At 27.5% G+C, this 23,517-nt stretch carries 22 protein-coding genes and 1 pseudogene; 11 read left to right on the top strand and 12 right to left on the bottom strand.

The window, feature by feature from the left end; all coding sequences use genetic code 11:
- Positions 1 to 186 precede the first annotated feature (186 nt).
- Complete coding sequence (locus MPF13_RS02315; protein ID WP_249980699.1) at positions 187 to 720, bottom strand: RNA methyltransferase; 534 nt, start codon at positions 718 to 720, stop codon at positions 187 to 189.
- Between the two features lie 124 nt (positions 721 to 844).
- Here MPF13_RS02315 and mutS point away from each other — a divergent pair, with 124 nt between their 5' ends.
- Complete coding sequence (mutS, locus tag MPF13_RS02310; RefSeq protein WP_502924068.1) at positions 845 to 3,418, top strand: DNA mismatch repair protein MutS; 2,574 nt, start codon at positions 845 to 847, stop codon at positions 3,416 to 3,418.
- A 159-nt stretch (positions 3,419 to 3,577) separates the two neighbouring features.
- Complete coding sequence (locus MPF13_RS02305) at positions 3,578 to 4,033, top strand: RNA methyltransferase (protein WP_249980697.1); 456 nt, start codon at positions 3,578 to 3,580, stop codon at positions 4,031 to 4,033.
- Positions 4,034 to 4,477: 444 nt separating this feature from the next.
- Here MPF13_RS02305 and MPF13_RS02300 read toward each other — a convergent pair whose 3' ends face one another.
- Together MPF13_RS02300 and MPF13_RS02295 are read right to left on the bottom strand one after the other, a co-directional pair.
- Positions 4,478 to 5,185 (bottom strand): redoxin domain-containing protein, encoded by a 708-nt coding sequence (locus MPF13_RS02300; RefSeq protein ID WP_249980696.1) that lies wholly within the window; start codon positions 5,183 to 5,185, stop codon positions 4,478 to 4,480.
- Positions 5,186 to 5,408: 223 nt separating this feature from the next.
- The gene (locus MPF13_RS02295; protein WP_249980695.1) at positions 5,409 to 6,674 is read right to left on the bottom strand and encodes a D-alanyl-D-alanine carboxypeptidase/D-alanyl-D-alanine-endopeptidase; all 1,266 of its coding nucleotides are present in this window, start codon (positions 6,672 to 6,674) and stop codon (positions 5,409 to 5,411) included.
- A 92-nt stretch (positions 6,675 to 6,766) separates the two neighbouring features.
- On the opposite strand from MPF13_RS02295, the gene MPF13_RS02290 reads away from it, so the two are divergent.
- Positions 6,767 to 7,048: a Sec-independent protein translocase subunit TatA/TatB gene (locus tag MPF13_RS02290; protein ID WP_249980694.1), complete on the top strand. Its 282-nt coding sequence runs from the start codon at positions 6,767 to 6,769 to the stop codon at positions 7,046 to 7,048.
- Position 7,049: 1 nt separating this feature from the next.
- Here the strand turns inward: MPF13_RS02290 and MPF13_RS02285 are convergent, their stop codons facing one another.
- The 4 genes from MPF13_RS02285 to MPF13_RS02270 form a co-directional block, all read right to left on the bottom strand.
- Positions 7,050 to 7,691, bottom strand: a complete 642-nt coding sequence (locus tag MPF13_RS02285) for an O-methyltransferase (RefSeq protein ID WP_249980693.1) — start codon at positions 7,689 to 7,691, stop codon at positions 7,050 to 7,052.
- Positions 7,692 to 7,868: 177 nt separating this feature from the next.
- Positions 7,869 to 8,132, bottom strand: a complete 264-nt coding sequence (locus MPF13_RS02280; protein ID WP_249980692.1) for a hypothetical protein — start codon at positions 8,130 to 8,132, stop codon at positions 7,869 to 7,871.
- Positions 8,133 to 8,135: 3 nt separating this feature from the next.
- Positions 8,136 to 8,702: a sigma-70 family RNA polymerase sigma factor gene (locus MPF13_RS02275; RefSeq protein WP_249980691.1), complete on the bottom strand. Its 567-nt coding sequence runs from the start codon at positions 8,700 to 8,702 to the stop codon at positions 8,136 to 8,138.
- 28 nt (positions 8,703 to 8,730) lie between these two features.
- Positions 8,731 to 9,210 (bottom strand): nuclear transport factor 2 family protein, encoded by a 480-nt coding sequence (locus MPF13_RS02270; protein WP_249980690.1) that lies wholly within the window; start codon positions 9,208 to 9,210, stop codon positions 8,731 to 8,733.
- 139 nt (positions 9,211 to 9,349) lie between these two features.
- On the opposite strand from MPF13_RS02270, the gene panB reads away from it, so the two are divergent.
- From panB to MPF13_RS02245, 5 genes and pseudogenes are all read left to right on the top strand, one after another.
- On the top strand, positions 9,350 to 10,168 hold the full coding sequence (gene panB / locus MPF13_RS02265; protein WP_249980689.1) for a 3-methyl-2-oxobutanoate hydroxymethyltransferase: 819 nt from the start codon (positions 9,350 to 9,352) through the stop codon (positions 10,166 to 10,168).
- A gap of 9 nt (positions 10,169 to 10,177) precedes the next feature.
- Entirely contained in the window at positions 10,178 to 11,116 is a 939-nt protein-coding gene (locus MPF13_RS02260) for a 2-hydroxyacid dehydrogenase (RefSeq protein WP_249980688.1), read from the top strand.
- Between the two features lie 136 nt (positions 11,117 to 11,252).
- Positions 11,253 to 11,711, top strand: coding sequence for an iron chaperone (locus tag MPF13_RS02255; RefSeq protein ID WP_249980687.1), 459 nt, complete (start codon positions 11,253 to 11,255; stop codon positions 11,709 to 11,711).
- A 3-nt stretch (positions 11,712 to 11,714) separates the two neighbouring features.
- Positions 11,715 to 12,098, top strand: a pseudogene (locus MPF13_RS02250) (VOC family protein); the annotation flags it as partial.
- 300 nt (positions 12,099 to 12,398) lie between these two features.
- On the top strand, positions 12,399 to 12,797 hold the full coding sequence (locus MPF13_RS02245; RefSeq protein ID WP_249980686.1) for a DoxX family protein: 399 nt from the start codon (positions 12,399 to 12,401) through the stop codon (positions 12,795 to 12,797).
- Positions 12,798 to 12,941: 144 nt separating this feature from the next.
- Here the strand turns inward: MPF13_RS02245 and MPF13_RS02240 are convergent, their stop codons facing one another.
- The 4 genes from MPF13_RS02240 to MPF13_RS02225 are packed head-to-tail and all read right to left on the bottom strand — an operon-like array spanning position 12,942 to position 19,583.
- Positions 12,942 to 13,799 (bottom strand): class I SAM-dependent methyltransferase, encoded by an 858-nt coding sequence (locus MPF13_RS02240; protein ID WP_249980685.1) that lies wholly within the window; start codon positions 13,797 to 13,799, stop codon positions 12,942 to 12,944.
- A 53-nt stretch (positions 13,800 to 13,852) separates the two neighbouring features.
- Positions 13,853 to 15,730: a tRNA uridine-5-carboxymethylaminomethyl(34) synthesis enzyme MnmG gene (gene mnmG / locus MPF13_RS02235; protein ID WP_249980684.1), complete on the bottom strand. Its 1,878-nt coding sequence runs from the start codon at positions 15,728 to 15,730 to the stop codon at positions 13,853 to 13,855.
- Between the two features lie 44 nt (positions 15,731 to 15,774).
- Positions 15,775 to 16,188 (bottom strand): rRNA maturation RNase YbeY, encoded by a 414-nt coding sequence (gene ybeY, locus MPF13_RS02230; protein WP_249980683.1) that lies wholly within the window; start codon positions 16,186 to 16,188, stop codon positions 15,775 to 15,777.
- 2 nt (positions 16,189 to 16,190) lie between these two features.
- Positions 16,191 to 19,583, bottom strand: coding sequence for a DUF4175 family protein (locus tag MPF13_RS02225; protein WP_249980682.1), 3,393 nt, complete (start codon positions 19,581 to 19,583; stop codon positions 16,191 to 16,193).
- A gap of 112 nt (positions 19,584 to 19,695) precedes the next feature.
- Between MPF13_RS02225 and MPF13_RS02220 the strand changes: the two genes are divergently transcribed.
- Entirely contained in the window at positions 19,696 to 20,532 is an 837-nt protein-coding gene (locus MPF13_RS02220; RefSeq protein WP_249980681.1) for a hypothetical protein, read from the top strand.
- Here MPF13_RS02220 and MPF13_RS02215 read toward each other — a convergent pair.
- Positions 20,529 to 21,086, bottom strand: coding sequence for a hypothetical protein (locus MPF13_RS02215; RefSeq protein ID WP_249980680.1), 558 nt, complete (start codon positions 21,084 to 21,086; stop codon positions 20,529 to 20,531). The genes MPF13_RS02220 and MPF13_RS02215 overlap by 4 nt on opposite strands.
- A gap of 264 nt (positions 21,087 to 21,350) precedes the next feature.
- On the opposite strand from MPF13_RS02215, the gene gltX reads away from it, so the two are divergent.
- The gene (gene gltX / locus MPF13_RS02210) at positions 21,351 to 22,871 is read left to right on the top strand and encodes a glutamate--tRNA ligase (RefSeq protein ID WP_249980679.1); all 1,521 of its coding nucleotides are present in this window, start codon (positions 21,351 to 21,353) and stop codon (positions 22,869 to 22,871) included.
- A gap of 3 nt (positions 22,872 to 22,874) precedes the next feature.
- A complete protein-coding gene (locus tag MPF13_RS02205) occupies positions 22,875 to 23,414 on the top strand; it encodes a hypothetical protein (RefSeq protein ID WP_249980678.1) in 540 nt (179 codons plus the stop codon).
- Positions 23,415 to 23,517: the final 103 nt, after the last annotated feature.

Below are 23,517 nucleotides of genomic sequence, written 5' to 3'. Positions count from 1 at the left end.
TTTTAATTCAGGGTATAATTTTAAATTAGTTTAGGAATTATCAATTTCATCATTTCCTTCATCTTCTTCTTCAGAACCTCCTGGGTTTAATGATAGCACTAGCTCTTCTAGGTAATCTTCTTGTAAATTCATTTTAAATGCTTTTTTGTTTAACATTCTAAAAATAGAATTTTAGATTTAAAAAAACTATAATTTGTTCATTTTTTGAAACAAATCCCACAAAACAACACCAGTAGTTACAGAGATATTCAATGAATGTTTTGTGCCTAATTGTGGAATTTCAATGCATAAATCAGAAGCATTAACCACTTCCTGTTGTACACCTTTTACTTCATTACCCATTACAATGGCATATTTTTCATCTTTCTTAGGATAAAAAGTATCGAGTTTTGTTGAATTTTCAGCTTGCTCAATAGCCAAAACTTTAATGTTTTCTGCTTTTAATTTTTCAACTAAAATCAAAGTATCTTCTACATATTCCCAAGCAACAGATTCTGTTGCTCCTAAAGCTGTTTTATGAATTTCTTTATTTGGCGGAGTTGCACAAATACCACATAAATATATTTTTTCTATCAAAAAAGCATCACTAGTTCTAAAAACAGAACCAATATTATTTAAACTTCTAATATTGTCTAAAACTACAATTAAAGGTGTTTTTTTAACGGTTTTAAATTCATCAACCGAAATTCTACCTAATTCGTTATTCTTTAATTTTCTCATATCTTGTGAATAAGTTCACTGTAAACTGCTACTAATAACTGCTTACTAATTTTTATCTTCGCAAAACTAACTGAAAATTTCCAAAAACTTGGCAAAATCAAAAGCTAAAAAGGTAACTCCTTTAATGAAACAATACAATGCTATCAAGAATAAATATCCTGATGCAATGTTGCTTTTTAGAGTTGGAGATTTTTATGAAACCTTTGGTGAAGATGCTAAAAAAGCAGCTGGTATTTTAGGAATTACACTTACAAAACGTGGTGCTGGTTCAGATTCTGAAACTGCTTTGGCAGGTTTTCCACATCATTCTTTAAATACCTATTTGCCAAAGTTGGTTAAAGCAGGAATGCGTGTAGCCATTTGCGATCAATTAGAAGATCCTAAAATGACCAAAACCATTGTAAAACGTGGTGTAACAGAGTTAGTAACTCCTGGAGTTTCTTTAAATGATGAAGTTTTACAAACTAAAAAAAACAACTTTTTAGCAGCGGTTCATTTTGATAAAAAACAACTCGGAATTTCATTTTTAGATGTGTCTACAGGAGAGTATTTAGTGGCACAAGGAAATGCAGAATACATAGACAAATTGTTGCAAAATTTTTCTCCTAGTGAGGTGTTGGTTCAAAAACAACACAAGCAACAATTTTTAGAACTTTTTGAAAATAGATATTATACTTTTTATTTAGATGATTGGGTTTTTCAAAAAGAATATGCAAACGAAACTTTACACAATCATTTTGAGGTAAAAAGCTTAAAAGGATTTGGAATTCAAGATGTAAAAAACGGAATTATTGCTGCTGGTGCAGTGTTGTATTATTTATCTGAAACACAACACAATCAATTAAAACATATTCAAAGAATTAACAGAATTGCAGAAGACAATTATGTTTGGATGGATCGTTTTACGGTTAGAAACTTAGAATTGTACAATCCTAATTCTGTAAATGCAGTAACGCTTTTAGATGTAATTGATAAAACCATTTCACCAATGGGTGGACGTTTGTTAAAACGTTGGTTGGCATTGCCTTTAAAAAATATTGACGAGATTAAAAACCGTCATGAAATGGTAAAGTTTTTTATAGATTCTGATGAATTTTCTCAGACAGTAACTTACCAATTAAAACAAATTTCTGATATAGAAAGATTAATCTCTAAAGTTGCTACAGGCAAAGCATCACCTAGAGAAATTGTTTTGTTAAAAAATTCTTTAAAAGCAATTTTACCTATAAAAAATGAAGCTGAAAAAAGTAAAAATAATACTGTAAAAGAATTAGGAAATCAATTGCATTCTTGTGATGTTTTAATTGATAAAATTTCCGAAACTTTATTTGATGATGCTCCTGTAAACATTAATAAAGGAAATGCTATTGCAAATGGTGTTCATCAAGAATTAGACGATTTAAGAGCCATATCTAACTCTGGTAAAGAGTATTTAGATAATATGTTAGCTCGTGAAACTGAGAGAACAGGTATTACAAGTTTAAAAATTGCGTTTAACAACGTTTTTGGGTATTATATAGAAGTTAGAAATACGCATAAAGACAAAGTGCCAGAAGAATGGATTAGAAAACAAACTTTGGTTTCTGCAGAAAGATACATTACTGAAGAACTTAAAGAATATGAAACCAAAATTCTAGGAGCTGAAGAAAAAATTGCCAAATTAGAGCAAGAAATATTTTCTAAATTATTGCAATATATCATTGGTTTTGTACAAAAAGTGCAAGAAAATGCGCAAATTATTGCAAAAATTGATTGTTTATTGTCTTTTTCTGTTTTAGCAATTGACAACAATTATGTGCGCCCAATTATGGATGAAAGCACAGATTTAGACATTAAAAACGGACGTCATCCTGTTATAGAAAAACAACTACCAATAGATCAAACTTATATTGCAAACGATGTTGTTTTAAATAGAAATCAGCAACAAATAATAATGATTACAGGACCCAATATGTCTGGTAAATCTGCCATTTTAAGACAAACTGCATTGATTGTTTTATTAGCGCAAATGGGAAGTTATGTGCCTGCTCAAAATGCAAAAATTGGTATTGTAGACAAGATTTTTACCAGAGTTGGTGCTAGTGATAATATTTCTATGGGAGAATCTACGTTTATGGTAGAAATGAATGAAACTGCATCTATTTTAAATAATATTTCTGAACGCAGTTTAGTTTTGTTAGATGAAATTGGACGTGGAACTTCTACTTACGATGGAATTTCTATTGCTTGGGCAATTTCTGAGTTCTTGCATGAGCATCCAACCAAAGCAAAAACATTGTTTGCAACTCATTATCATGAATTGAATGAAATGACAACCACTTTTGAGCGCATTAAAAACTTTAATGTGTCTGTAAAAGAATTGGAAGATACCATTATTTTCTTACGTAAATTGGTTTCTGGAGGTTCTAATCATAGTTTTGGAATTCATGTTGCTAAACTTGCAGGAATGCCAAATATGGTAATACATAGAGCTAATAAAATATTGGCTCAACTAGAAAAAAACAATAAAAATACAGAAGTTAAAGACGTTTTAAAACAAACGCAGGAAGAAGAAATGCAATTGAGTTTCTTTCAATTAGACGATCCTTTATTAGAAAACATTAAAGAAGAAATATTAGCCACAAATATTGATACGTTAACCCCTATTGAAGCCTTAATGAAGTTGAATGAAATTAAGCGAATGTTGATTAAAAAGTAATACATTGTCATTTCGAACATTACTGATATCAAAAAATATTTTTTATTGAAGGTAGCTTGTGAAACAAATTTACGAAATTGAGAAATCTCAATTAATCTTTTATTTGTGAGATTTCTCCACAAGGTAAAAATGACAAATTAGGGTGAAAAGAAAATAATAATGGTAAACAATTTAGAACAAGGTTTTTTTGGAATAGGAATTCAGAATGGAAAAACACCAGAAAACTTAGGTGTACTTTGGAGGTCTGCACAAAATATGGGCGCTAGTTTTATTTTTACCATTGGCAATCGTTATGCAAAACAAGCTTGTGATACACATAAAGCTATTGGTGCAATGCCTTATTTTCATTACGAAACTTTTGAAGATTTCTTTAAAAATCTACCCAAAGGAGCCATGTTAGTTGGTGTAGAATTAGATGAAAAAGCGGTACAATTAGAAACTTTTACACATCCTAAACGTTGTGTGTATTTATTAGGTGCAGAAGATCATGGAATGTCTAAAACTGCCTTAGAAAAATCGCACCATTTGGTAAAATTTAAATCTGAGTTGAGTTTAAATGTTTCTGTAGCTGGTAGTATTGTAATGTATGATAGACAAGCTAAATTACATTTTTAATGCTTTAAATAAGCTTAAATATTCTTTTTATTAACGTATTTATAAAGCTTATACAAAAAATATAAAATAGCCAGTAAAATTACTATTTCTAAAGAATGCCACAAGATAATAGGAACACTCATATCATTTAATGTTTCTTCCATTTTTTTTCAGTAAATATAACTAAGACATTAACACTTGTCAATCCCTGAAAACAGTGAATTTTTTTTCTCACGGTTTTCCGTTAATCTAAAATGGAAATAAAGTTTAAACATATCTATTGTTTGTAGTAGTAGTAGTATGTATGATAGATTGGTGAAGTTTAATTTTTAACGTGTTTGTACAAGGTTAGTTGCGTTTTTAAGCAATGAATTTACTAAATAATTACTGACAAAGAAAATCCGATAGGATTTTCGTAAGTAGGCAAAAAGTAAGCAATTAATTTTGTACGGTGTTGGCTGTAGTTTATTCTTTAATTAACTTATTTAAATTAATATCTTCCATATATTTAAAGTAATCAACTAATTTTCCGTTTTTATCAATTATGATTGTAGTTGGAAATCTTGTTATAGAAAATTTTTGGTGAAAATTTAAACTATTTGGTATTAATTCAAAATTTGAATTTTGTAAATCAAATCCTTCTTTAATATCTAATTCATTTGAAGCAAAGAATATTATTGATTTAATCTTTTCTTCCTTTTTTTCAATTTTATTTATTAATAAATCAATTTGTTTAATTTCTTCTTTTTTAAATCTAAAAGTATTTGCCTCTAGTTCAAATCTTAAAATTATAATTTTTCCTTTATGATCTTTTAGTTGAATCTTTTCATTTTCAATTGTTTTTGCAATGAAATTAGGAAATAAATCTCCTTTGGTAATAGGTTTGTTTCTTTTGTTTTTTATGCTTTTTTTTCCTTTTTCAAAAAAGACTAAATACTTTTTAATCTCGCCATCTATTCCAATAATGTTTTCTATTTGAAGATTAGGGTTATTTTTAACCAATTTAATGAATTCATTTTTTTCTATTTTTTTTCCTGTTTTTTTATAATAAATTTTTGAGAAGTCAATTTTCTCAGTTTTAGTCCTTGTAAAATTTTTTGTAATCGTTTCGTTCTGACAAAAGCCAACCATTACAGAAAATAGCATTAAGATAATTAGAAACTTGTTTTTCATATTTATGTTCAATTTTTTTATTACAGCCAACCATCTATATATCAACAAACACTTCTTGTATCCCATAATTATAAAGGGTTATAAAAGTTTTAACTTTATATATAGATTTAGCAATTTTTTACGAAATAAAATTACATTATAAAAATACACTGGTCAATCCCTGAAAACAGTGAAATTTTTATCTCACGGTTTTCCGTTAATCTAAAATGGAAAATTTAAAAAACTAATAAGTATCTCTTAACCACTTAAAAGTAGTTTGCATTTTTTCTTTAATAGCATTGTTAGAATGCAAATAATGGTTATTCATATAACTGAAGATTAAGACTTTTCCAGAATTGGTAACTAAGTATCCACTTAGGTTGTAATTATTGCCTAAAGTGCCCGATTTTGCATAAATATAGGGTTTTAGATTGCCTGCATACCATTTTTTTAGTGTGCCCGATTTTCCGCCAACAGGAAAATATTGAAACAATTTTTCTTGAGGGTATTTTTTGTACATTTTAGATAAAACATCTACAAAAGAAATAGGAGAAAATAAGTTGTATCTACTCAACCCAGAACCATCTACCCATCTTGGTTTTTGTTGTAAATCTTTTAACTGATTTTCTAAAATATGCTTTCTAACTTTTGATGAATTTAAAGTATCTGATAAAGTTGAAGATGCTAAAATTAAAATTTGTTCTGCTAAAAAATTATCACTCACTATCATCATTCTTTTAAACAAAGAATCGCTTTTTATACTATAAGCAATTGATGTTGGTTTTATTGTTGATGATTTTATAATGGATACTTTATTTGGAATAATATCATTAAAAAGATTTAAGAGCAAAGAATCGCTCATAATCATAGGTATTTCTGTTTCTCTAGTTCTATTTTTACCATAATAAAAAGAGTTTGTATACTCTTTTCTACCATACCCTTTTTCGGTAATTTTTAATCGTTTTTTGAAATAATTTGGAAATACTTTTAAAGAATCTTGATTGCTAACTGTTACCACATTTCCGTAAACAGGAAAAGCATTTTTTTCTGCACTAAAATAACTATCAAAATCTTCCCAAGCCCAACCAGCACCATATCTTTTGTCAGAAATATTATCCGTAATTAAATGTACTTTTTTAAATTTTTGCATCATTTTTAAAGCTGTACTATCTTTAAAATACGGATGAAATAATGTTGGATCTCCAGTTCCTTGAATTGTGATTGTATCTTTATTGATAGCATATTTAAAAGCAGGAATAGAATCTGGCAACATTTCTAATCCTGTAAAAAGTGTAAATATTTTGGTATTACTTGCAGGTGTAAAATATTTTTCTCCTTGATAATTGTATAACACTTTATCTTCATTAACATCATAAATATAAATACCCGTAAACTGATTTTCGAAAAATGAACTGGATAGACTTTTATCAATATTTCTAGTTATTTTAGTAGCTTTACAACCGATAAAAAATACAATTAACAACAAAAATAAAGGTGCTTTTTTAAGCATAAATAGCTTTTTTTTAGAATTCTGAATTCTAAATTACAAATATTTTAATTTGTGAAGTTTATATACTGATAAATATTTACCTTTGTAACAGTATGAATACAACTTTTTTATTTATTAGTGGTCCAGAAATTATGGTGGTTATGTTAATTGTAGTCATGGTTTTTGGTGCAGATAAGATTCCTGAAATTGCTAGAGGTTTAGGAAAAGGAATGCGTCAAGTAAAAGATGCAACTAACGATATTAAAAAAGAAATTAAAGAAAGTTCTGAAAAAAATGGTATTGATACTGATGTAACTAAAAGTATTAATAAAGAAATTAACAGCGTAAAAGATAATATTGATGACCTTACTGGTCCTATCAAAAGAAACTTTTAATTTATTTTACCCTACTTATTGTTAATCCATCTCTAATTGGCAACAAAACAGTTTCTAATCTAGCATCTTCATTTAACAATTTATTATACTCTAAAAGTACTTTTGTGTCTTTATCTTTTGGGTTTAATTCTTCAACAATTTTCCCACTCCAAAGTACATTGTCAGATAAAATAATTCCTCCAGGATTCATTTTATCAATAATTAAATGAAAGTAATTGATATAGTTAGATTTATCTGCATCAATAAAAACCAAATCGAATTTTTCATTGATTGTAGGTATAATTTCTAAAGCATTTCCTACAAATTGTTCTATTTGGTTTCTGTAACTAGACTTTTCAAAATATTTGTTTTGTAAAGTTTCTAATTCTTCGTTTTTATCTATTGTAAATATTTTTCCTTTAGGATGTAATCCTTCTGCTAAACATAATGCAGAATACCCTGTATAAGTACCAATTTCTAATATATTTTTTGGTTGAATTAATTTAGTGATTATAGATAAAACTCTTCCTTGAAAAGCCCCACTTAACATTCTTGGATTTAATACTTTTTGCCAAGTTTCTCTGCTTAATTCTTTAAGAATTGTAGGTTCTTGCTGAGAGTGATCAACTACATAATTGTCTATATTTTCTGGTAAAAAATGCATGTTAATTAAGCTTGTTTAATAAGTTGGTTTCTTTGCTTTAATCTATAAATATTAAAATCGAATTTACTAATAATCTGAACTTCAAAAATACAAAAAACGGAATTTACATTTCTATAAATTCCGTTCAATCTAACAAAAAATCAAAAATGTGATTTTCTAAAAATCACGAAAATATCTTTATAATTTTATTTTTTCTAACTCTTTTTTAAGCGCTTCTTTATCTTCTTTACTCATACAAACTTTTTTATCTTTACAGCTCTTTGCATGCCCTTTATAAATTTTTGTAAGCGTGTTATTCTGTTTGGTATAAAGAGAACATATTTTGCACCCAAGAAAATGAAGGTTTAATTTCAATTTTTCTAATAATGTTGCAGCACCATACTGACTTTTGTCACATATGGTTGTAGCTTCATCGCAAGTAATTCTTAAACTTTTAAACATTTTTTAAATATTAAACCAGTTATCTTCCATACATTTTCTAAGCTGTGTTCTTGCTCTATGTATAATAACCCATAAATTTGACGCTGTAATATCTAACTCCTTACAAATTTCTTCAGTTTCAAACTCTTGTATTGTTTTCATTCTAAACACCATACCATATTTTTCTGGCAAAGCATCTATACAAGCATCTATCTGAGATTTTAACTCTTTGTTTTCTATTGATTTTTCTGAAGCATTATCCCAACTTTGTGGCACTCTTTCTTCTAACCAACTCCCTTCGTTTTCTCCATCATCATAAAAATTCATTCTAACTTCTGCTTGTCCTTTTTTAGAATTTATTTTTCTATAATGATCTATAATTTTTCTTTTTAAAATAGATACTAACCAAGTTCTTTCTGTAGATTTACCTTGAAAATTTTTAGCAGATTTTAAGCCTGCAAAAAAAGTATCTTGAACTAAGTCTTTAGCTAAATCACTATTATTTACACGTACAACAGCATAATTATACATATAATCTGCATAATTATCAATCCATTTGTCTGTATTTAATACAACTTGTTCTTCTGCCATTTTAGATTTAAAAAAACCAAATATAATGCTATTTTTTTTGATTTATAGCTTTACATTTTGCTCTTCTTCTCATATCTACTAAATAAATAATTTCCCAAACACCATTATTATTAAATAATTGGAAAGAATTGGCACCACAATGACTAAATTTTCCATTAAAATAAAACTCATAAGGAGTCCAAACTGATGCTAAATTTCCATCAATTTTAATAGTATAAGAAAGTAGTTTTTCTAAATAAATGTCTTCTTTTTTCTTTTTTGCAATATTTTGTAATAATTGGGCTTTAGATTCGGTTTTTAAAACCTTTACTCCTTTTTTATTTGTAAACGTAGTTTGAATTTTAATGTTTTTGTGTAATGTACTACCTATAACTGCACTATCTCCATTATGTAAACCTTTAAAAAAGGTTTCAATAACACTTTGTATTGCTTTTTCTTCTGTTTTTTTTTGAGCTGATATTGTTATTGAAAAAATAACTGCAATAACAAATGTTATAATTCTAAGCATAATAGTTTGATTTTTAAAGAGCTAAAACTAACCAAAAAAAGGAATTTCTATAAAAAATAACCTAAGATTAACTAAATATTAACTTGTATACTATTAAACGAGATTTCTTACATTTACATTATTAAATAAATTAAAAAGTATGTCAGTAGCAAAGAAAGAATATAAAAAAGTTACCGTAAAATCTCTAGTAGATATGAAAAAAAATGGAGAGAAAATCTCTATGTTAACTGCTTATGATTTTACAATGGCAAAAATTTTAGATGGTGCTGGAATTGATGTACTTTTAGTAGGTGACTCTGCCTCTAATGTTATGGCTGGTCATGAAACCACTTTACCAATAACTTTAGATCAAATGATTTATCATGCAAGTTCTGTGGTTAGAGCAATTGATAGGTGTTTGGTTGTTGTAGATTTACCTTTTGGTAGTTACCAATCTGACCCAAAAGAAGCTTTACGTTCTGCTATTAGAATTATGAAAGAATCTGGTGGTCATTCTATAAAATTAGAAGGTGGTAAAGAAATTAAAGAGTCTATAAAACGTATTTTAAATGCAGGAATTCCTGTAATGGGTCATTTAGGTTTAACACCACAATCTATTTATAAATTTGGTACTTATACAGTAAGAGCAAAAGAAGAAGAAGAAGCAGAAAAACTTATGGAAGATGCTTTAATGCTAGAAAGATTAGGATGCTTTGCAATAGTATTAGAAAAAGTGCCTGCTAAATTAGCAAAACAAGTTGCAGATGCTATTTCTATTCCTGTAATTGGTATTGGTGCAGGAAATGGAGTTGATGGACAAGTTTTAGTAACTCATGATATGATTGGAATGACACATGAGTTTAATCCTCGTTTTTTACGTAGATATTTAGATTTATACAAAGACATGACTGGCGCTTTTGAATCTTATATTGATGATGTAAAAAGTGGCGACTTTCCAAGTGAAAAAGAGCAGTATTAATTTAGATTTATGAAAATCTTACACCTAGACTCAAATCACCCTCTTCTAATTAATCAACTAAACGATTTAGGGTTTTCTAATGATGAAGATTATACATCATCAAAAGAAGAAATTGAACATAAAATTCATGTATATGATGGTTTTATTATTAGAAGTCGTTTTTCTATTGATAAAGCTTTTTTAAACAAAGCAACAAACCTAAAGTTTATTGGACGTGTTGGAGCTGGTTTAGAAAATATAGATTGTGAGTATGCAGAAAGTAAAGGCATTAAATTAATTGCTGCACCAGAAGGGAATAGAAATGCAGTTGGAGAGCAATCTTTAGGTATGCTTTTATCGCTTTTTAACAAGTTAAATAAAGCCGATAAAGAAGTTAGAAATGGAAAATGGTTGCGTGAAGAAAATAGAGGAATTGAACTAGATGGAAGAACTGTTGGTTTAATTGGCTATGGAAATATGGGAAAATCTTTCGCAAAAAAACTTCGCGGTTTTGATGTTAAAGTTTTGTGTTATGATATAAAACCAAGTGTTGGAGATGAAAATTGCACACAAGTTTCTTTTAAAGAATTGCAAGAAAAAGCAGATGTTTTAAGTTTACATACTCCACAAACCGAAATTACCAAAAACATGATAAATGCTGATTTCATCAACAGATTTAAAAAATCATTTTGGTTGATAAATACAGCTCGTGGAAAATCTGTTGTTACAAAAGATTTAGTTGAAGCTTTAAAATCAGGTAAAATTTTAGGAGCTGGTTTAGATGTTTTAGAGTATGAAAAATCATCTTTCGAAAACCTTTTTTCTGATGATAAAATGCCAGAGGCCTTTAAATATTTAATCAATGCAGAAAACGTTTTACTAACTCCTCATGTTGCAGGTTGGACTATTGAAAGTAAAGAACGTTTAGCACAAACAATTGTAAATAAGATTAAAGCACATTTTTGTTAATTTCTTTCATTTGTTTTTTCAAGGTTATAGAGAAATCTCAACAGTTTTCATAGATTTTTTCTACTACACTTTGTATTACACAAAATAACAGACTCAAAAAAAAATTACTAACTTGTAACCATCAAATTTTGATGTTATGCAATACAAAGCCACTTCACCAGAAGATTATATAAATCAAGTTCCTGAAGAACGACATGAAACTTTAAAAAAATTACGTAAAACTATCAAAGATAATCTACCTAAAGATTTCGAAGAAGGAATACAATATGGCATGATTGGTTATTATGTGCCACATTCAATTTATCCTGATGGTTACCATTGTAAACCAGAAGAACCTTTGCCTTTTATGAGTTTTGCTTCTCAAAAAAATTCTGTGAATTTATATCATAGTGGTATTTATGCAGTACCAGAAATTCATGATTGGTTTGTAAATGAATATCCAAAATATTGTAAACGAAAATTAGACATGGGTAAAAGTTGTATCCGTTTTAAAAAATTGGAAGAAATTCCTTTTGATTTAATTGGTGAATTATGCACAAAATTAAGTGTTAAAGATTGGATAAATATTTACGAAACAAACATTAAAAAGAAGTAAATTATGAAAAAAAGAGTCACTGGTATTGGAGGTTTATTTTTTAAATCTGAAGATTCTAAAGCATCTAAAGAATGGTATAAAAAACACTTAGGTTTTAATACTGATGATTGGGGATGTACTTTTTGGTGGAGAGACAATAAAGGAAATAAATGCTCAACTCAATGGAGTCCTTTTGCAAATGATACAGATTATTTTGAACCTTCTAAAAAAGACTTTATGTTTAATTATAGAGTTGAAAATTTAGCTGAATTATTAGAAGAATTAAAAAAAGAAGGAGTAACAATTGTTGGAGAAACACAAGAGTTTGATTACGGAAAATTTGCTTGGATATTAGATAATGAAGGAAATAAAATTGAACTTTGGGAACCAGTAGATGCAGCTTTTAAAGAAGAAGTTAAAGAAATTTTAAGTTCAACAAAAGAGAAAATAAATGATGTTTTTTTTGATGAAAATGTAGAAAAAGCTAAACAAAAAGCAGAAACCTATAAGAAAAATGCAAAAGAAAAAGCTGCAGAATTTACAGTAGATGCAAAAGAAGCTTTTGATATTATATCAGAAAAAGGATCTGAGTTTGCAAGTGAAGCTGCAGAACATTTAGCAGATTTAGCTGAAGACGCACAAGATGATATTAAAGAAGCTACTGCTAAAGTAAAAAACTTCTTAAAAAATATAACAGGAAAATAAACAATGAAATTTCTTTCTAATCATCCTACAGAAATATTAATCTTAATATTTTTAATAATTACATATGTTATATCTGCTATAGAAAAAATTTCTGACTGGAAAGGAAGTGTTACTTATATTACAGAACACTTTAAAAATTCTCCTTTAAAAAAAAATGTTCCGTTTTTATTAGCAATTCTTTTAATTATAGAAATTATTGCTAGTGTTTTAATGATTATTGGAGTTTATCAAATTTACACTTTAGGCTTAAAAGAAATTGCATTATTAGGTTTAGAGCTTTCTGCGGTCTCAATTATTTTTATGTTAATAGGACAACGTTTGGCAAAAGATTATCCAGGAGCAATGTCTTTAGGTGTGTATTTTATTATTACACTTTGTGGTGTATACTTGTTAAATAGTTAATTTTTATCAAATGTACGTGTTTTCATAAATTTTACTTATAATAAACCCTCTTAAAATATGCGATTTAAGAGGGTTTATTATTTTAGTAAGTAATTATTACGTTTACATTAATAAACATATATTAAAACGCTTTTAAATACGTTTTTAGTACTTTTTTATTACATAGATAAGAGAAGAATACTCAGAAGTCTTTCTAGCTTTTAAATTTGATATAAAACCTCTATAAAAGGCATTAAAAGGTTTCATTTTTCCAGATTTATATTTTTCGCTTAAAAGAGAAACATAATAAGAATCAAATTTCATTGGTATTGTTTTTTCTACAATCATATCTTCTTCAGAAAATATTTTATGAATTGATGTTTGAGAAAAATGCCAAAGATGTCTTGGTACATCAAAAGCTGCCCAATACTCTTTATAAAAATTTGCATCGTAACTTTTAAAATTTGGAACAGCAATAATTAATTTACCATCTTCTTTTAAAAGGTTTTTTAATTTTGTTACATAATCAGAAAACATTTCTACATGTTCTAAAACATGCCAAAGTGTAATTACATCGTATTTTTTGTTTTCTATTTCATCTAAACTTTGTTTAAGAAACACTCCTTTTTGAGCTGCAATATTAACAGCATCTATACTAGGCTCTGTTCCTTCTGTAGTCCAACCATTATTTTTACAAACTTTTAAAAAATCTCCAGTTCCTGCACCAATATCTAATATACTTTTAGAACTCGTTTTAAAAGAATTAATTAATGATAGTTTTCTTTTTAATGTGTAGTTTTTTACAGATTGATAAACTTTATCAAATAAAGATTTTTTACTATCTGTGTGAGAGATGTAATCTTCACTTTTATAATAATTTTCTAAATCTACAGGTATTGGAGATGTAACTAACATCTCGTAATCTGGATTTAACATAACCTCATACGTTTCTTTAGAAACTGTAAAATCGATACAATTTAAAAAAGGTTCTAACCTTTTATGAAGTTCTCTTTTTTTTCCCATTTTTTCTTTTTTTATAAAATGTTCCACGAGGAACAATAGCATTTTTTCTTTTTTTATCTACCCATATAAACTAATAATACAGATATGTCACTTGGGGAAACACCACTTATTCTACTCGCTTGAGAAATTGAAGTAGGTTGAATCTTAGTCAACTTTTCTCTAGCTTCAAATGAAAGTGATTTTACTTTTTGATAATCAAATTTAGAAGGAATCATAACATTCTCTAACCTATTTAATTTATCAGCATTATTTTTTTCTTTTTCTATATATCCAGAATATTTTAAATGGATTACTGCTTGTTCTATTACTTCTTTATCAATATTATTTTCTTCTAAAAAAGTACTTAATTTTTTTACTGATTTAAAATCAGAAAACTCTAATTGAGGTCTAGCTGCAATTTTATAAAGCTTCATTGACTGATTAATTAAAGCTAAATTTTTTGCTTCTAAAATAGGATTTATTTCTTCTTGCTTAACACTTGTTTTTTGTAAAAACTGAATTAATAAATCTGCTTTTTCTTGCTTCTCAATTACACGATCCATTCTTTCTTGTGAAGCCAAACCAAGTTTAAATGCAATTGGAGTTAATCTTAAATCTGCATTATCTTGTCTTAATAAAGTTCTATATTCTGCTCTAGAAGTAAACATTCTATATGGCTCTTCAGTTCCTTTAGTAATTAAATCATCAACTAAAACACCTATATAAGCTTCATTTCTTTTTAAAATAAAAGGTTCTTTACCTTGTACTTTTAAAGCAGCATTTACACCAGCCATTAATCCTTGAGCAGCTGCTTCTTCATAACCTGTAGTTCCGTTAATTTGACCTGCAAAAAATAAATTTTCAATTAACTTAGTTTCTAAAGAATGGGTTAATTGTGTAGGTGGAAAATAATCATATTCTATTGCATAACCATATCTTAAAAACTTTACGTTTTCAAAACCTGCTACAGCACGTATTGCTTTATCTTGAATATCTTCTGGTAAAGAAGTAGAAAAGCCATTCACATACATTTCGCAAGTAGTCCAACCTTCTGGTTCAATAAACATTTGATGTCTTTCTTTAGATGCAAAGCGATCAATTTTATCTTCTACTGAAGGGCAATATCTAGGTCCTGTAGATTTAATTCTACCATTAAACATTGGAGACCTATCAAAACCTTCTCGTAACAAATTATGCACTTCAGCATTTGTATACGTTAAATAACATGAACGTTGTTTAACAAGTGGTTTTGTTACTGGTAAATAAGAAAATTTTTCTGTTATTTCATCACCAGGTTGTTCTATCATTTTAGAATAATCTAAAGATCTACCATCTACTCTTGGAGGTGTACCTGTTTTCATTCTACCAGATTCAAAACCTTTAGAAACTAGGTCTTCTGTAATTCCTGTAGAAGCCCCTTCTCCTGCTCTACCTCCACCAAAACTTTTATCGCCAATATGTATTAATCCGTTTAAAAAAGTACCTGCTGTTATAATTACAGTTTTAGCTTTTATTTCTAAACCTAAAGCTGTTTTTACGCCAATAATTTTATTATCATCAAACAATAAACCATTAACAGAATCTTGATAAAAGTCTAAATTATCTGTTTGCTCTAACATTGTTCTCCAACATTCTGCAAACTGCATTCTATCAGATTGAGCTCTTGGACTCCACATTGCAGGTCCTTTAGACTTGTTTAACATCTTAAACTGAATTGCAGTTTTATCTGTAACAATTGCGCTATAACCACCAAGGGCATCAATTTCTCTTACAATTTGTCCTTTTGCAATTCCTCCCATTGCTGGGTTACAACTCATTTGTGCAATGTTTTGCAAATTCATTGTAATTAATAATGTGTGAGCACCCATATTAGCAGCAGCTGCAGCAGCTTCACTACCTGCATGACCTCCTCCTACTACAATTACATCATATGTTGTTGTAAATAAACTCATAATTTAACGTTCCACGTGAAACTTTTAATATATTTATCTGATTATCAATTATTTAAAATTGATAATGCATTATTTTCTTGATTTCTCATTTCTTGTTTTTCATTATCAGATTTATCTTTAAAACCCATATAATGTAAAACACCATGAATCATAACTCTATGCAATTCGTCATTAAAAGAAACATTAAAATCTGTAGCATTATCTTTAACTCTTTCTATAGAAATAAAAATATCTCCACTAATTAATTTCCCTAAAGTATTGTCAAAACTTATAACATCAGTTAAAGTATCATGTTGTAAAAATTCAACATTTAATTTATGAAGGTAATCATCATCACAAAAAATATAATTAATTTCTCCAATACTAAAGTCTTGTTTTGATGCTACTGTATCAATCCAATGTTCTAAAATATTTTCATTTTTTAATTGAAATGAAGTTTCGTAATTAAAAGTAATCATACCTAATCTTTCTTATTGCTAGAAAAATATGCTCTAACTTTATTTTTATAATTTTGCTGCAAAGGTAATGATTGTCTGTTTAATATTTCTGTTTGATTATAAAACAGCTTTTTAAATTGTATTGCTTTTATATTTCTTTTTTCAAATTCCTTTAAATTAGAAGTAGATTTACGCTTTTTATCCTTTCCTTGTTCTAAAGATGCCTTGTCTAACTTAAGTAATTCATAATTTAAATTTTGCATTTTTTGAAGTGTCCCTGCATTAAATCCTTTTTCTAAAATTTCATTTTCTAGATCTTCCATCTTTTTTAAAGCTTTTCTAGCTTCAGAATTTATACCATTACCACCCTTTTCAGATTGTTGAATCTGGTTTTGTAATTCTTGTCTTAATAAACTTTGTTGTTTATAAATTTCATAAATCTCACCATCTAAATCATCATTAGATTCTCCTTCTCCACTACCATTTTTATTACCACTTTGTCCAGGATTATTTCCTTTACCTTTTTTTCCTTGATTACCTGTTTCTCCAGGCTTTCCTTTTTCACCTGGTTTTTTCCCTTCTTTTCCTTTGCCTGTTTTATTACCTGGTTTATTTCCTTGCTTCATACCTTTCTCCATTTTTTTTGATAAACCTTCTTGTTTTTTTATCAAATCTGGTAAGCTAAAACCTTTCCCTTTTCCACTTTTTCCTTTGCCCATTTTCATAGACATTGCATTTTTCATGCTATTTAATATATTGCTTAAATAATCTGCTAAATTATTAACTGCAGTCATTACATATCTTTGATTTGAAATTCCGTTAGAAAAACGGTTTTCAGAAAAATTGTCTAAAGAAGAATTTAAATTATAATGTGTTGTAGATAAATCGTCTTTAATCTTTGCAGAAATTTTAGGTAAACGCATAGATAAAACATACAAGCTATCATCTATATGCTCAAAATAAGTTTTAAGTTGATTTTGTTTTTTTAAGTCTTTACCAAAGTCTGGATGAGAAGTTGACGTTTCTTCAAACTTATGCATTAAAGTTTCTTGCTTAAAAGAAAACGTTACTAAATTTTCTAAGATTTTTCGCAAATCATCCATGTTTTCTTCCATAGATTCTTCTTGCATTTCCATCATAGATTTTTGCATTTTAGCACTCATTTCTTTCATTTTACTAGAAGACTTTTTCTGACTTTTTTTTGCATCAGAAGAATTTTGTTTAGTAAGATTTTCTTCTGATTTCTTTAATTCTTTATCTATGTCTTCTTTTTCATCTTCTACATCTGGAAGCTCTAAAGGTTCTTTTAATTTGTTATTATCTTTATTAAGTTCTTTAAGTTCATTTTTAATTTCGTTAAACTCTTTTTTAATTTCTTTTTGAGCTTCTAAATTTTTTTCTTTTTTATTGGCTAACTTTTCTTGTTTTTTAGAAAGTTTATCAATTTTATCTGCAATTTGCATTGTTTTTTGTTCAACATAAAAACGTTTTGTTAATTCTAAAATACGTTCTAAACTTCTTTCTTGTTGTTTATTTTGTTGCGCTAATTCTTTGGCTTTTTTTACTAAATCTTCTTTATTTAGTTTTTCGGCCATTTTTTGAATTTCATCTAACAACTTTTGTTGCTTTTCTAATTTTTTAAGTTCTTCTATTCTTTTTTTAAGCTCTTCTTTTTTATTTTGAAGATTTTCATTTGTTTCTTTATTTTCTTCAAGATTTTCTTGCAACTTATCTGTTTGACGTTGCATCATTTTATTATAATTATTCTGACGTTCTATAAACTTTTGAATCTTCTTTTTATCGTTCCAATTTAATTTCTTTTTTACTTGTAAATCTTTTTGAACTTTGTCTAATTCTAAATTTTGTTTTTGTTGTTTATGAATAGAATTTTCAATATTGTTAATTGTATTTCTTTGTTCTTGCAACAACTCCTCCTCTATTTCTTCTGTTGTTTTTTGTCGATAATTAAAAACTTTACTCTTTGCTTTTTTACTTCCGTTTACAGCATCGTTATCAAAAACTTGAAAAAACAATTCATAATTAATTCCTTGTGTAAGTTTTAATCCATCAGGAAATTGGTAAAAAAAAGTTTGAATGTTTTCTTTAGTAATTTGTAAATCTAAAGTGTTTTTTACTTCAGGATTGGTATCATCATAATATACAATTTGTAATTTTTTTAATCCATTATCATCAGAAATTTGACCCATAAATTGTGCTGTTCCACGTGAAATACTATCAATATTAGATTGTACAGAAATTAAAGGAACATCATCTTTTATAACATCTACAGCAAATTGTAAGTTTTCAAAATCTTTAAGACTTGTATTTGATGAGGCAATTTGATAATTAATTGCATTTTTAATTTTCTTAGCATATTTGAAATTATTAACAGAAACTGCTTCAAAAAATGCTCTTTTGTTGTTACTTATAAATGACAAAGAATCTGTTTGATTTGCATTTACATTCCAAATAATAGTAGTTCCTTCTGGTACAACAATATTTCCAGAATTTGTAATGGTTTCATTTTTCTTTCTTAAATATCTAGGATATTTAAGATCTAAAGAAATATTATTTATAGTAGGAGTTTTAATAACCTCTATTGTATAATTTTTAGATTCAACTCCATTTGCTGCAATAAAAAAATCTATAGGATTTTGTACGTCAGAAAACGTGTACGAAAAAGAACCATTGCCATTATTTTGCAAATAATATTCTTGATTATCAAATAGAACTTTGGCTTCATTAGGTAAAATTTTTCCTATTGATTCTACCAAAATTGTAATTGATTTTCCTTGAATTACTTTTAAGTTACTATTGTTTATAGAAAAAGAAAATGGTGCTGGAGGAATGTAGGTAACTCTATGATTTACAACACGTTTTAAACTTTGAGTTAGTGCTCCATTAGTTCCTGTAAATAAAGTAATTAACCAAATTAACACAGGAATAATAGCATATTTTAAATACTTTTTATTCTTTGTAAAATCTACTGCTTTTACAAAAGGAATGGGTTGTAATTCTTCTGATTTTTGATGAATACTAGCCAATAACAAATCTGATTGATTGGAGTTTTGCTTTAGCTGTAAAACATTTAATAATTTATCTTGAACTTCTGGAAAATGACTGCCAATAATTTTTGAAGATTGCTCATAACTAATTCCTTTTCTTAAACCAATTAATTTAAAAATAGGTAAGAAAATAAACCTTATGAGCAAAAACAATTCTACTACTAAAAACATCCAAAATAAAACGGTTCTTGCTGTAGGTTTTAGCCACAAAAAATACTCTAAAAACAAGGTGAAAAATAAGTACAAACATCCTAAAGAAAGAAATAAAATACTTCCTTTAATCAATTCACTTATATAATATTTACGCGTAAATTGATGTAATTTTTGCTCTATACTCTTAAATCCAGTCATAATTAACTTTTAAAAATACTATTTTTACATTGATACGCAATCAAATAACTGTTAAAACGATTTTTGTAAGTATTTAAAGATTATTACAACTAAAGTTTTAAATTCTAAAAAGATGAAACAAATAGTAAAACTTTTAATTTTATTAGTAAGTATTTCAGCATTTTCACAAGGACCTTGGACACAAGAAAAAGGGAAATTTTATACACAATTTTCATATTCTACAATACCAAGTTATGATACTTTATTTGGTGACCCAGAGTATGTAATAAATGGAACTGTTACAGACAATACTTTTCAATTTTATGGGGAATATGGTATTTCAGATAAAACCACTTTAATTGTAAATCTACCTTTAAAATCAATTTCATTTAATCAAAATGTTATGTGTGTTACAGCACCTTGTAACCCAATAAAACATAAAGAAACTGCATTAGGAAATTTGGAAATTGGTTTAAAACACAACTTTTATAAAAAAGATTGGTTGTTTTCTGGTCAATTTTCTGTAGAAGCAAATACAAGTTCTTTTTATATAGATTCTGGTATAAGAACGGGTTATAATGCATATACTTTTACTCCTCTTTTTATAGCAGGAAAAAGTTTTAATAAAGCTTATTTACAAACATTTATTGGTTCTAAAATTAGAACAAACAACTATTCTTCTAACTTTAAAGTTGGTGGAGAATATGGACGTAAAGTTTCTAAAAACTTATGGTTAGTTGGATTTTTAGATATTGAAAAATCTTTTAATAATGGAAACGTAGTATTAACAGGCTCTAATATAGGAACAGGTTTGTATGTTAATGATCAAGAATATGGTGTTGTTGGTGTAAAAGCTATTGGAGAATTCTCTGATAATTTTGGAATGACAGCAAGTTTACCTGCTGCATTTTTTGGAAATAATGTGGCAAAACAAGTTGCTTTATCTGTTGGAATTTATAAAAAGTTTTAGGTTAACTCAATTTCAATATCTATCTCTTGAGTTCCATGAACTTCTTTATCAAAAGTAATTTTGTATTTATACTTTTGGTTGTATAAACTTAAAACTTCGTCTATTTCAAGTTTATAATTTTCTAAGCTTATAAGTTGGTTTTTATGATTACTAAAATTGTTAATTGCTTTTTTTAAATAATGATATCCAGTTATTAAAACACTTCCTGAAACAATTATTAAAAACCCTATTGAATCTACACTACTTTTATCAAATTTTAAGATTATAGCTTTTAGTTCGTTGTTGTAAAAATAATCAAAAATTATATAACCACATATCAACAAGAAAACACCTACAATACTTCCTGATACAACATTTTTATAAACCTTCTTTTTGGTGTTTTTTAATTCTTCTAAATCAACAAGAATATCTTCTAAAATATCTAATAAATTATTACCAAAATCAATGGTTGTACACGTTCTATTAAACTCAGGTTTTTGATTGGTTAACCCACATAAATCTCCTTTTTGTAGACTTAATTTTTGATGATCGCATAAATCACAATGCCTTTTCATTTTCATCTTATAAAAATACAATCTTTTTTCTTTTGTCTAATTTCCAATTTCTCTTTTAAAAACTATCTTTGCGCAAAATAAAAGCTTATTATTAAATAAGTAAAACAGTCTGTCATTTCGACTAAAATGGAGAAATCTTTTTATAAATAGATTTTTCAACTTCATTTTAGCTTCGCTAAGTACTTTAAATCAAAATATATTTTGATTTAAGTAATGCTCAAAATGACATTAAAATTAGAGATTTAGAATTAAAAAATATAAAAAATGGAATCTAATGTTCGTGTTCGTTTTGCCCCAAGTCCTACAGGACCTTTACATATTGGAGGTGTAAGAACAGCTTTATACAATTATTTATTTGCTAAGAAATATAATGGAACTTTTGTTTTAAGAATAGAAGATACAGACCAAACACGTTATGTTGCTAATGCAGAACAATATATTATTGATGCCTTAGATTGGTGTAATATTCCTTTTGATGAAGGACCAGGAAAAAATGAAAAATTTGGACCTTACAGACAATCAGAACGTAAAGAATTGTACAAAGAATATGCAGATATTTTAATAAAAACAGGTTGGGCTTATTATGCTTTTGATACTGCAGAACAATTAGATGGACATAGAAAAGGTCATGAAGCAGAAGGTAAAACCTTTATTTATAACTGGCATAACAGAGAAAAAGGACGTTTGGTAAACTCTTTAGTTTTAAGCGATGAAGAAGTACAAGCTAAAATTAGTGCTGGCGAAAATTATGTAATCCGTTTTAAAACACCACAAGATGAAATCTTACAAATGGAAGATGAAATTCGTGGAAATATTAAAATTGATACCAATACTTTAGATGATAAAATTTTATTTAAAGGAGATGGTATGCCAACATATCATTTAGCAAATATTGTAGATGATCATTTAATGGAAATATCACATGTAATTCGTGGAGAAGAATGGTTACCATCAATGCCATTACACGTTTTATTATACAGAGCTTTTGGTTGGGATGCTCCAAAATTTGCACATTTACCTTTAATTTTAAAACCAGTTGGTAAAGGAAAATTAAGTAAAAGAGATGGAGATAAATTAGGTTTTCCTGTTTTTCCTTTAGAATATACAAATGAAGTTTCTGGTGATGTTTCTCGTGGTTATAAAGAAGATGGTTATTTTGCAGATGCTTTTATAAATATGTTATCTTTCTTAGGATGGAATCCTGGAACTGAACAAGAAATCTTTTCTTTAGAAGGTTTAATTGAAGCTTTCGATTTAAAAAGAGTTAGTAAATCTGGTGCAAAATTTAGTCCAGATAAAACAAAGTGGTTCAATCAACAATACATGCAGACAAAATCTGATGCAGCATTAACTGAATTATTTTTACCAATTCTTTTAGAAAAAGGGATTACAACAACCAAAGAATATGCATTAAAAGTTGTTACTGCTATAAAAGAAAGAGCTGTTTTTGTGAATGATTTTTGGGATTTATCTAGTTTCTTTTTTGAAACACCAACAGAATATGATGCAAAAGCATCTAAGAAAAACTGGAAAGAAGGAACTCCAGATTTAATGAATGAATTAATTAACGTAATTTCATCAATCGAAGATTTTTCTTCAGATAATACCGAAAAAGAAGTTAAAGAATGGATTTCTGGCAAGGAAATTGGTTTTGGTAAAGTAATGCAACCTTTAAGATTGTCTTTAGTAGGTAAATTAGCAGGACCTCATTTATTTGATATAATTGCTATGATTGGTAAAGAAGAAACAATTAAAAGATTACAAAACGCGATTTCAAAAATATAAATCATGAAAAAAATTATCTTACTTATTATTCTATTTTGTGCCTTTTCTGCACAAGCACAATATGGTTATGGAAATGGTAGAAATCAACGTCAAAGACAAATGCCACAAACGCAACCAAAAGCACAGGATCCAGATTTTCCGATAGAAAAATATTTAGGAATAGTTAAATATGATATTAAAAAAGCCGCTAAAAAATCTAGTATTAAGTTATCTTCTAAAGAAGGAAAAGAGTTTTCTAAAATTTTAACTACTTATAATAAAGATATAAAAGACATTACAAGAATAAATAGTTTTCTAATAAAAAGTACCAAACAAATGGTTGATAATTTTCAAAAATCAGCTATGGCTAGTGGAGATTTTTCTAATCAAGCTAAAATTAGAAAAAAAATGATTGAAAACTTATTACCTCTTTCTACAATTTTAAAAGAAGAAGACACAAAATTAGATAAATCTATTAAAGGTTTGCTATCTGAAAAGCAATATAAAAAGTGGATAAAGTATAATAAAAAACTTTATAAAGTTTTTCCAAAAGAAACCAAATAAGTTTAAATAATAAAAAATTAAAGCCTTGTAAATTAAATTTTACAAGGCTTTTTTTATTTCTAAATTGTAACATTTTAATAAAAAAACGTCCTATAAATAACTA

Source organism: Polaribacter sp. Z022, assembly GCF_023555495.1.
Classification (GTDB): domain Bacteria; phylum Bacteroidota; class Bacteroidia; order Flavobacteriales; family Flavobacteriaceae; genus Polaribacter.
Note: the sequence above shows the minus strand (reverse complement) of the source record. Positions and strands in the feature narration are given on the sequence as shown.

Bases quoted from the DNA above. Each gene is read 5' to 3' on its own strand.
- MPF13_RS02315 (WP_249980699.1), bottom strand. From the start codon at position 720: ATGAGAAAATTAAAGAATAACGAATTAGGTAGAATTTCGGTTGATGAA.
- mutS (WP_502924068.1), top strand. From the start codon at position 845: ATGAAACAATACAATGCTATCAAGAATAAATATCCTGATGCAATGTTG.
- MPF13_RS02305 (WP_249980697.1), top strand. From the start codon at position 3,578: ATGGTAAACAATTTAGAACAAGGTTTTTTTGGAATAGGAATTCAGAAT.
- MPF13_RS02300 (WP_249980696.1), bottom strand. From the start codon at position 5,185: ATGAAAAACAAGTTTCTAATTATCTTAATGCTATTTTCTGTAATGGTT.
- MPF13_RS02295 (WP_249980695.1), bottom strand. From the start codon at position 6,674: ATGCTTAAAAAAGCACCTTTATTTTTGTTGTTAATTGTATTTTTTATC.
- MPF13_RS02290 (WP_249980694.1), top strand. From the start codon at position 6,767: ATGAATACAACTTTTTTATTTATTAGTGGTCCAGAAATTATGGTGGTT.
- MPF13_RS02285 (WP_249980693.1), bottom strand. From the start codon at position 7,691: ATGCATTTTTTACCAGAAAATATAGACAATTATGTAGTTGATCACTCT.
- MPF13_RS02280 (WP_249980692.1), bottom strand. From the start codon at position 8,132: ATGTTTAAAAGTTTAAGAATTACTTGCGATGAAGCTACAACCATATGT.
- MPF13_RS02275 (WP_249980691.1), bottom strand. From the start codon at position 8,702: ATGGCAGAAGAACAAGTTGTATTAAATACAGACAAATGGATTGATAAT.
- MPF13_RS02270 (WP_249980690.1), bottom strand. From the start codon at position 9,210: ATGCTTAGAATTATAACATTTGTTATTGCAGTTATTTTTTCAATAACA.
- panB (WP_249980689.1), top strand. From the start codon at position 9,350: ATGTCAGTAGCAAAGAAAGAATATAAAAAAGTTACCGTAAAATCTCTA.
- MPF13_RS02260 (WP_249980688.1), top strand. From the start codon at position 10,178: ATGAAAATCTTACACCTAGACTCAAATCACCCTCTTCTAATTAATCAA.
- MPF13_RS02255 (WP_249980687.1), top strand. From the start codon at position 11,253: ATGCAATACAAAGCCACTTCACCAGAAGATTATATAAATCAAGTTCCT.
- MPF13_RS02245 (WP_249980686.1), top strand. From the start codon at position 12,399: ATGAAATTTCTTTCTAATCATCCTACAGAAATATTAATCTTAATATTT.
- MPF13_RS02240 (WP_249980685.1), bottom strand. From the start codon at position 13,799: ATGGGAAAAAAAAGAGAACTTCATAAAAGGTTAGAACCTTTTTTAAAT.
- mnmG (WP_249980684.1), bottom strand. From the start codon at position 15,730: ATGAGTTTATTTACAACAACATATGATGTAATTGTAGTAGGAGGAGGT.
- ybeY (WP_249980683.1), bottom strand. From the start codon at position 16,188: ATGATTACTTTTAATTACGAAACTTCATTTCAATTAAAAAATGAAAAT.
- MPF13_RS02225 (WP_249980682.1), bottom strand. From the start codon at position 19,583: ATGACTGGATTTAAGAGTATAGAGCAAAAATTACATCAATTTACGCGT.
- MPF13_RS02220 (WP_249980681.1), top strand. From the start codon at position 19,696: ATGAAACAAATAGTAAAACTTTTAATTTTATTAGTAAGTATTTCAGCA.
- MPF13_RS02215 (WP_249980680.1), bottom strand. From the start codon at position 21,086: ATGAAAAGGCATTGTGATTTATGCGATCATCAAAAATTAAGTCTACAA.
- gltX (WP_249980679.1), top strand. From the start codon at position 21,351: ATGGAATCTAATGTTCGTGTTCGTTTTGCCCCAAGTCCTACAGGACCT.
- MPF13_RS02205 (WP_249980678.1), top strand. From the start codon at position 22,875: ATGAAAAAAATTATCTTACTTATTATTCTATTTTGTGCCTTTTCTGCA.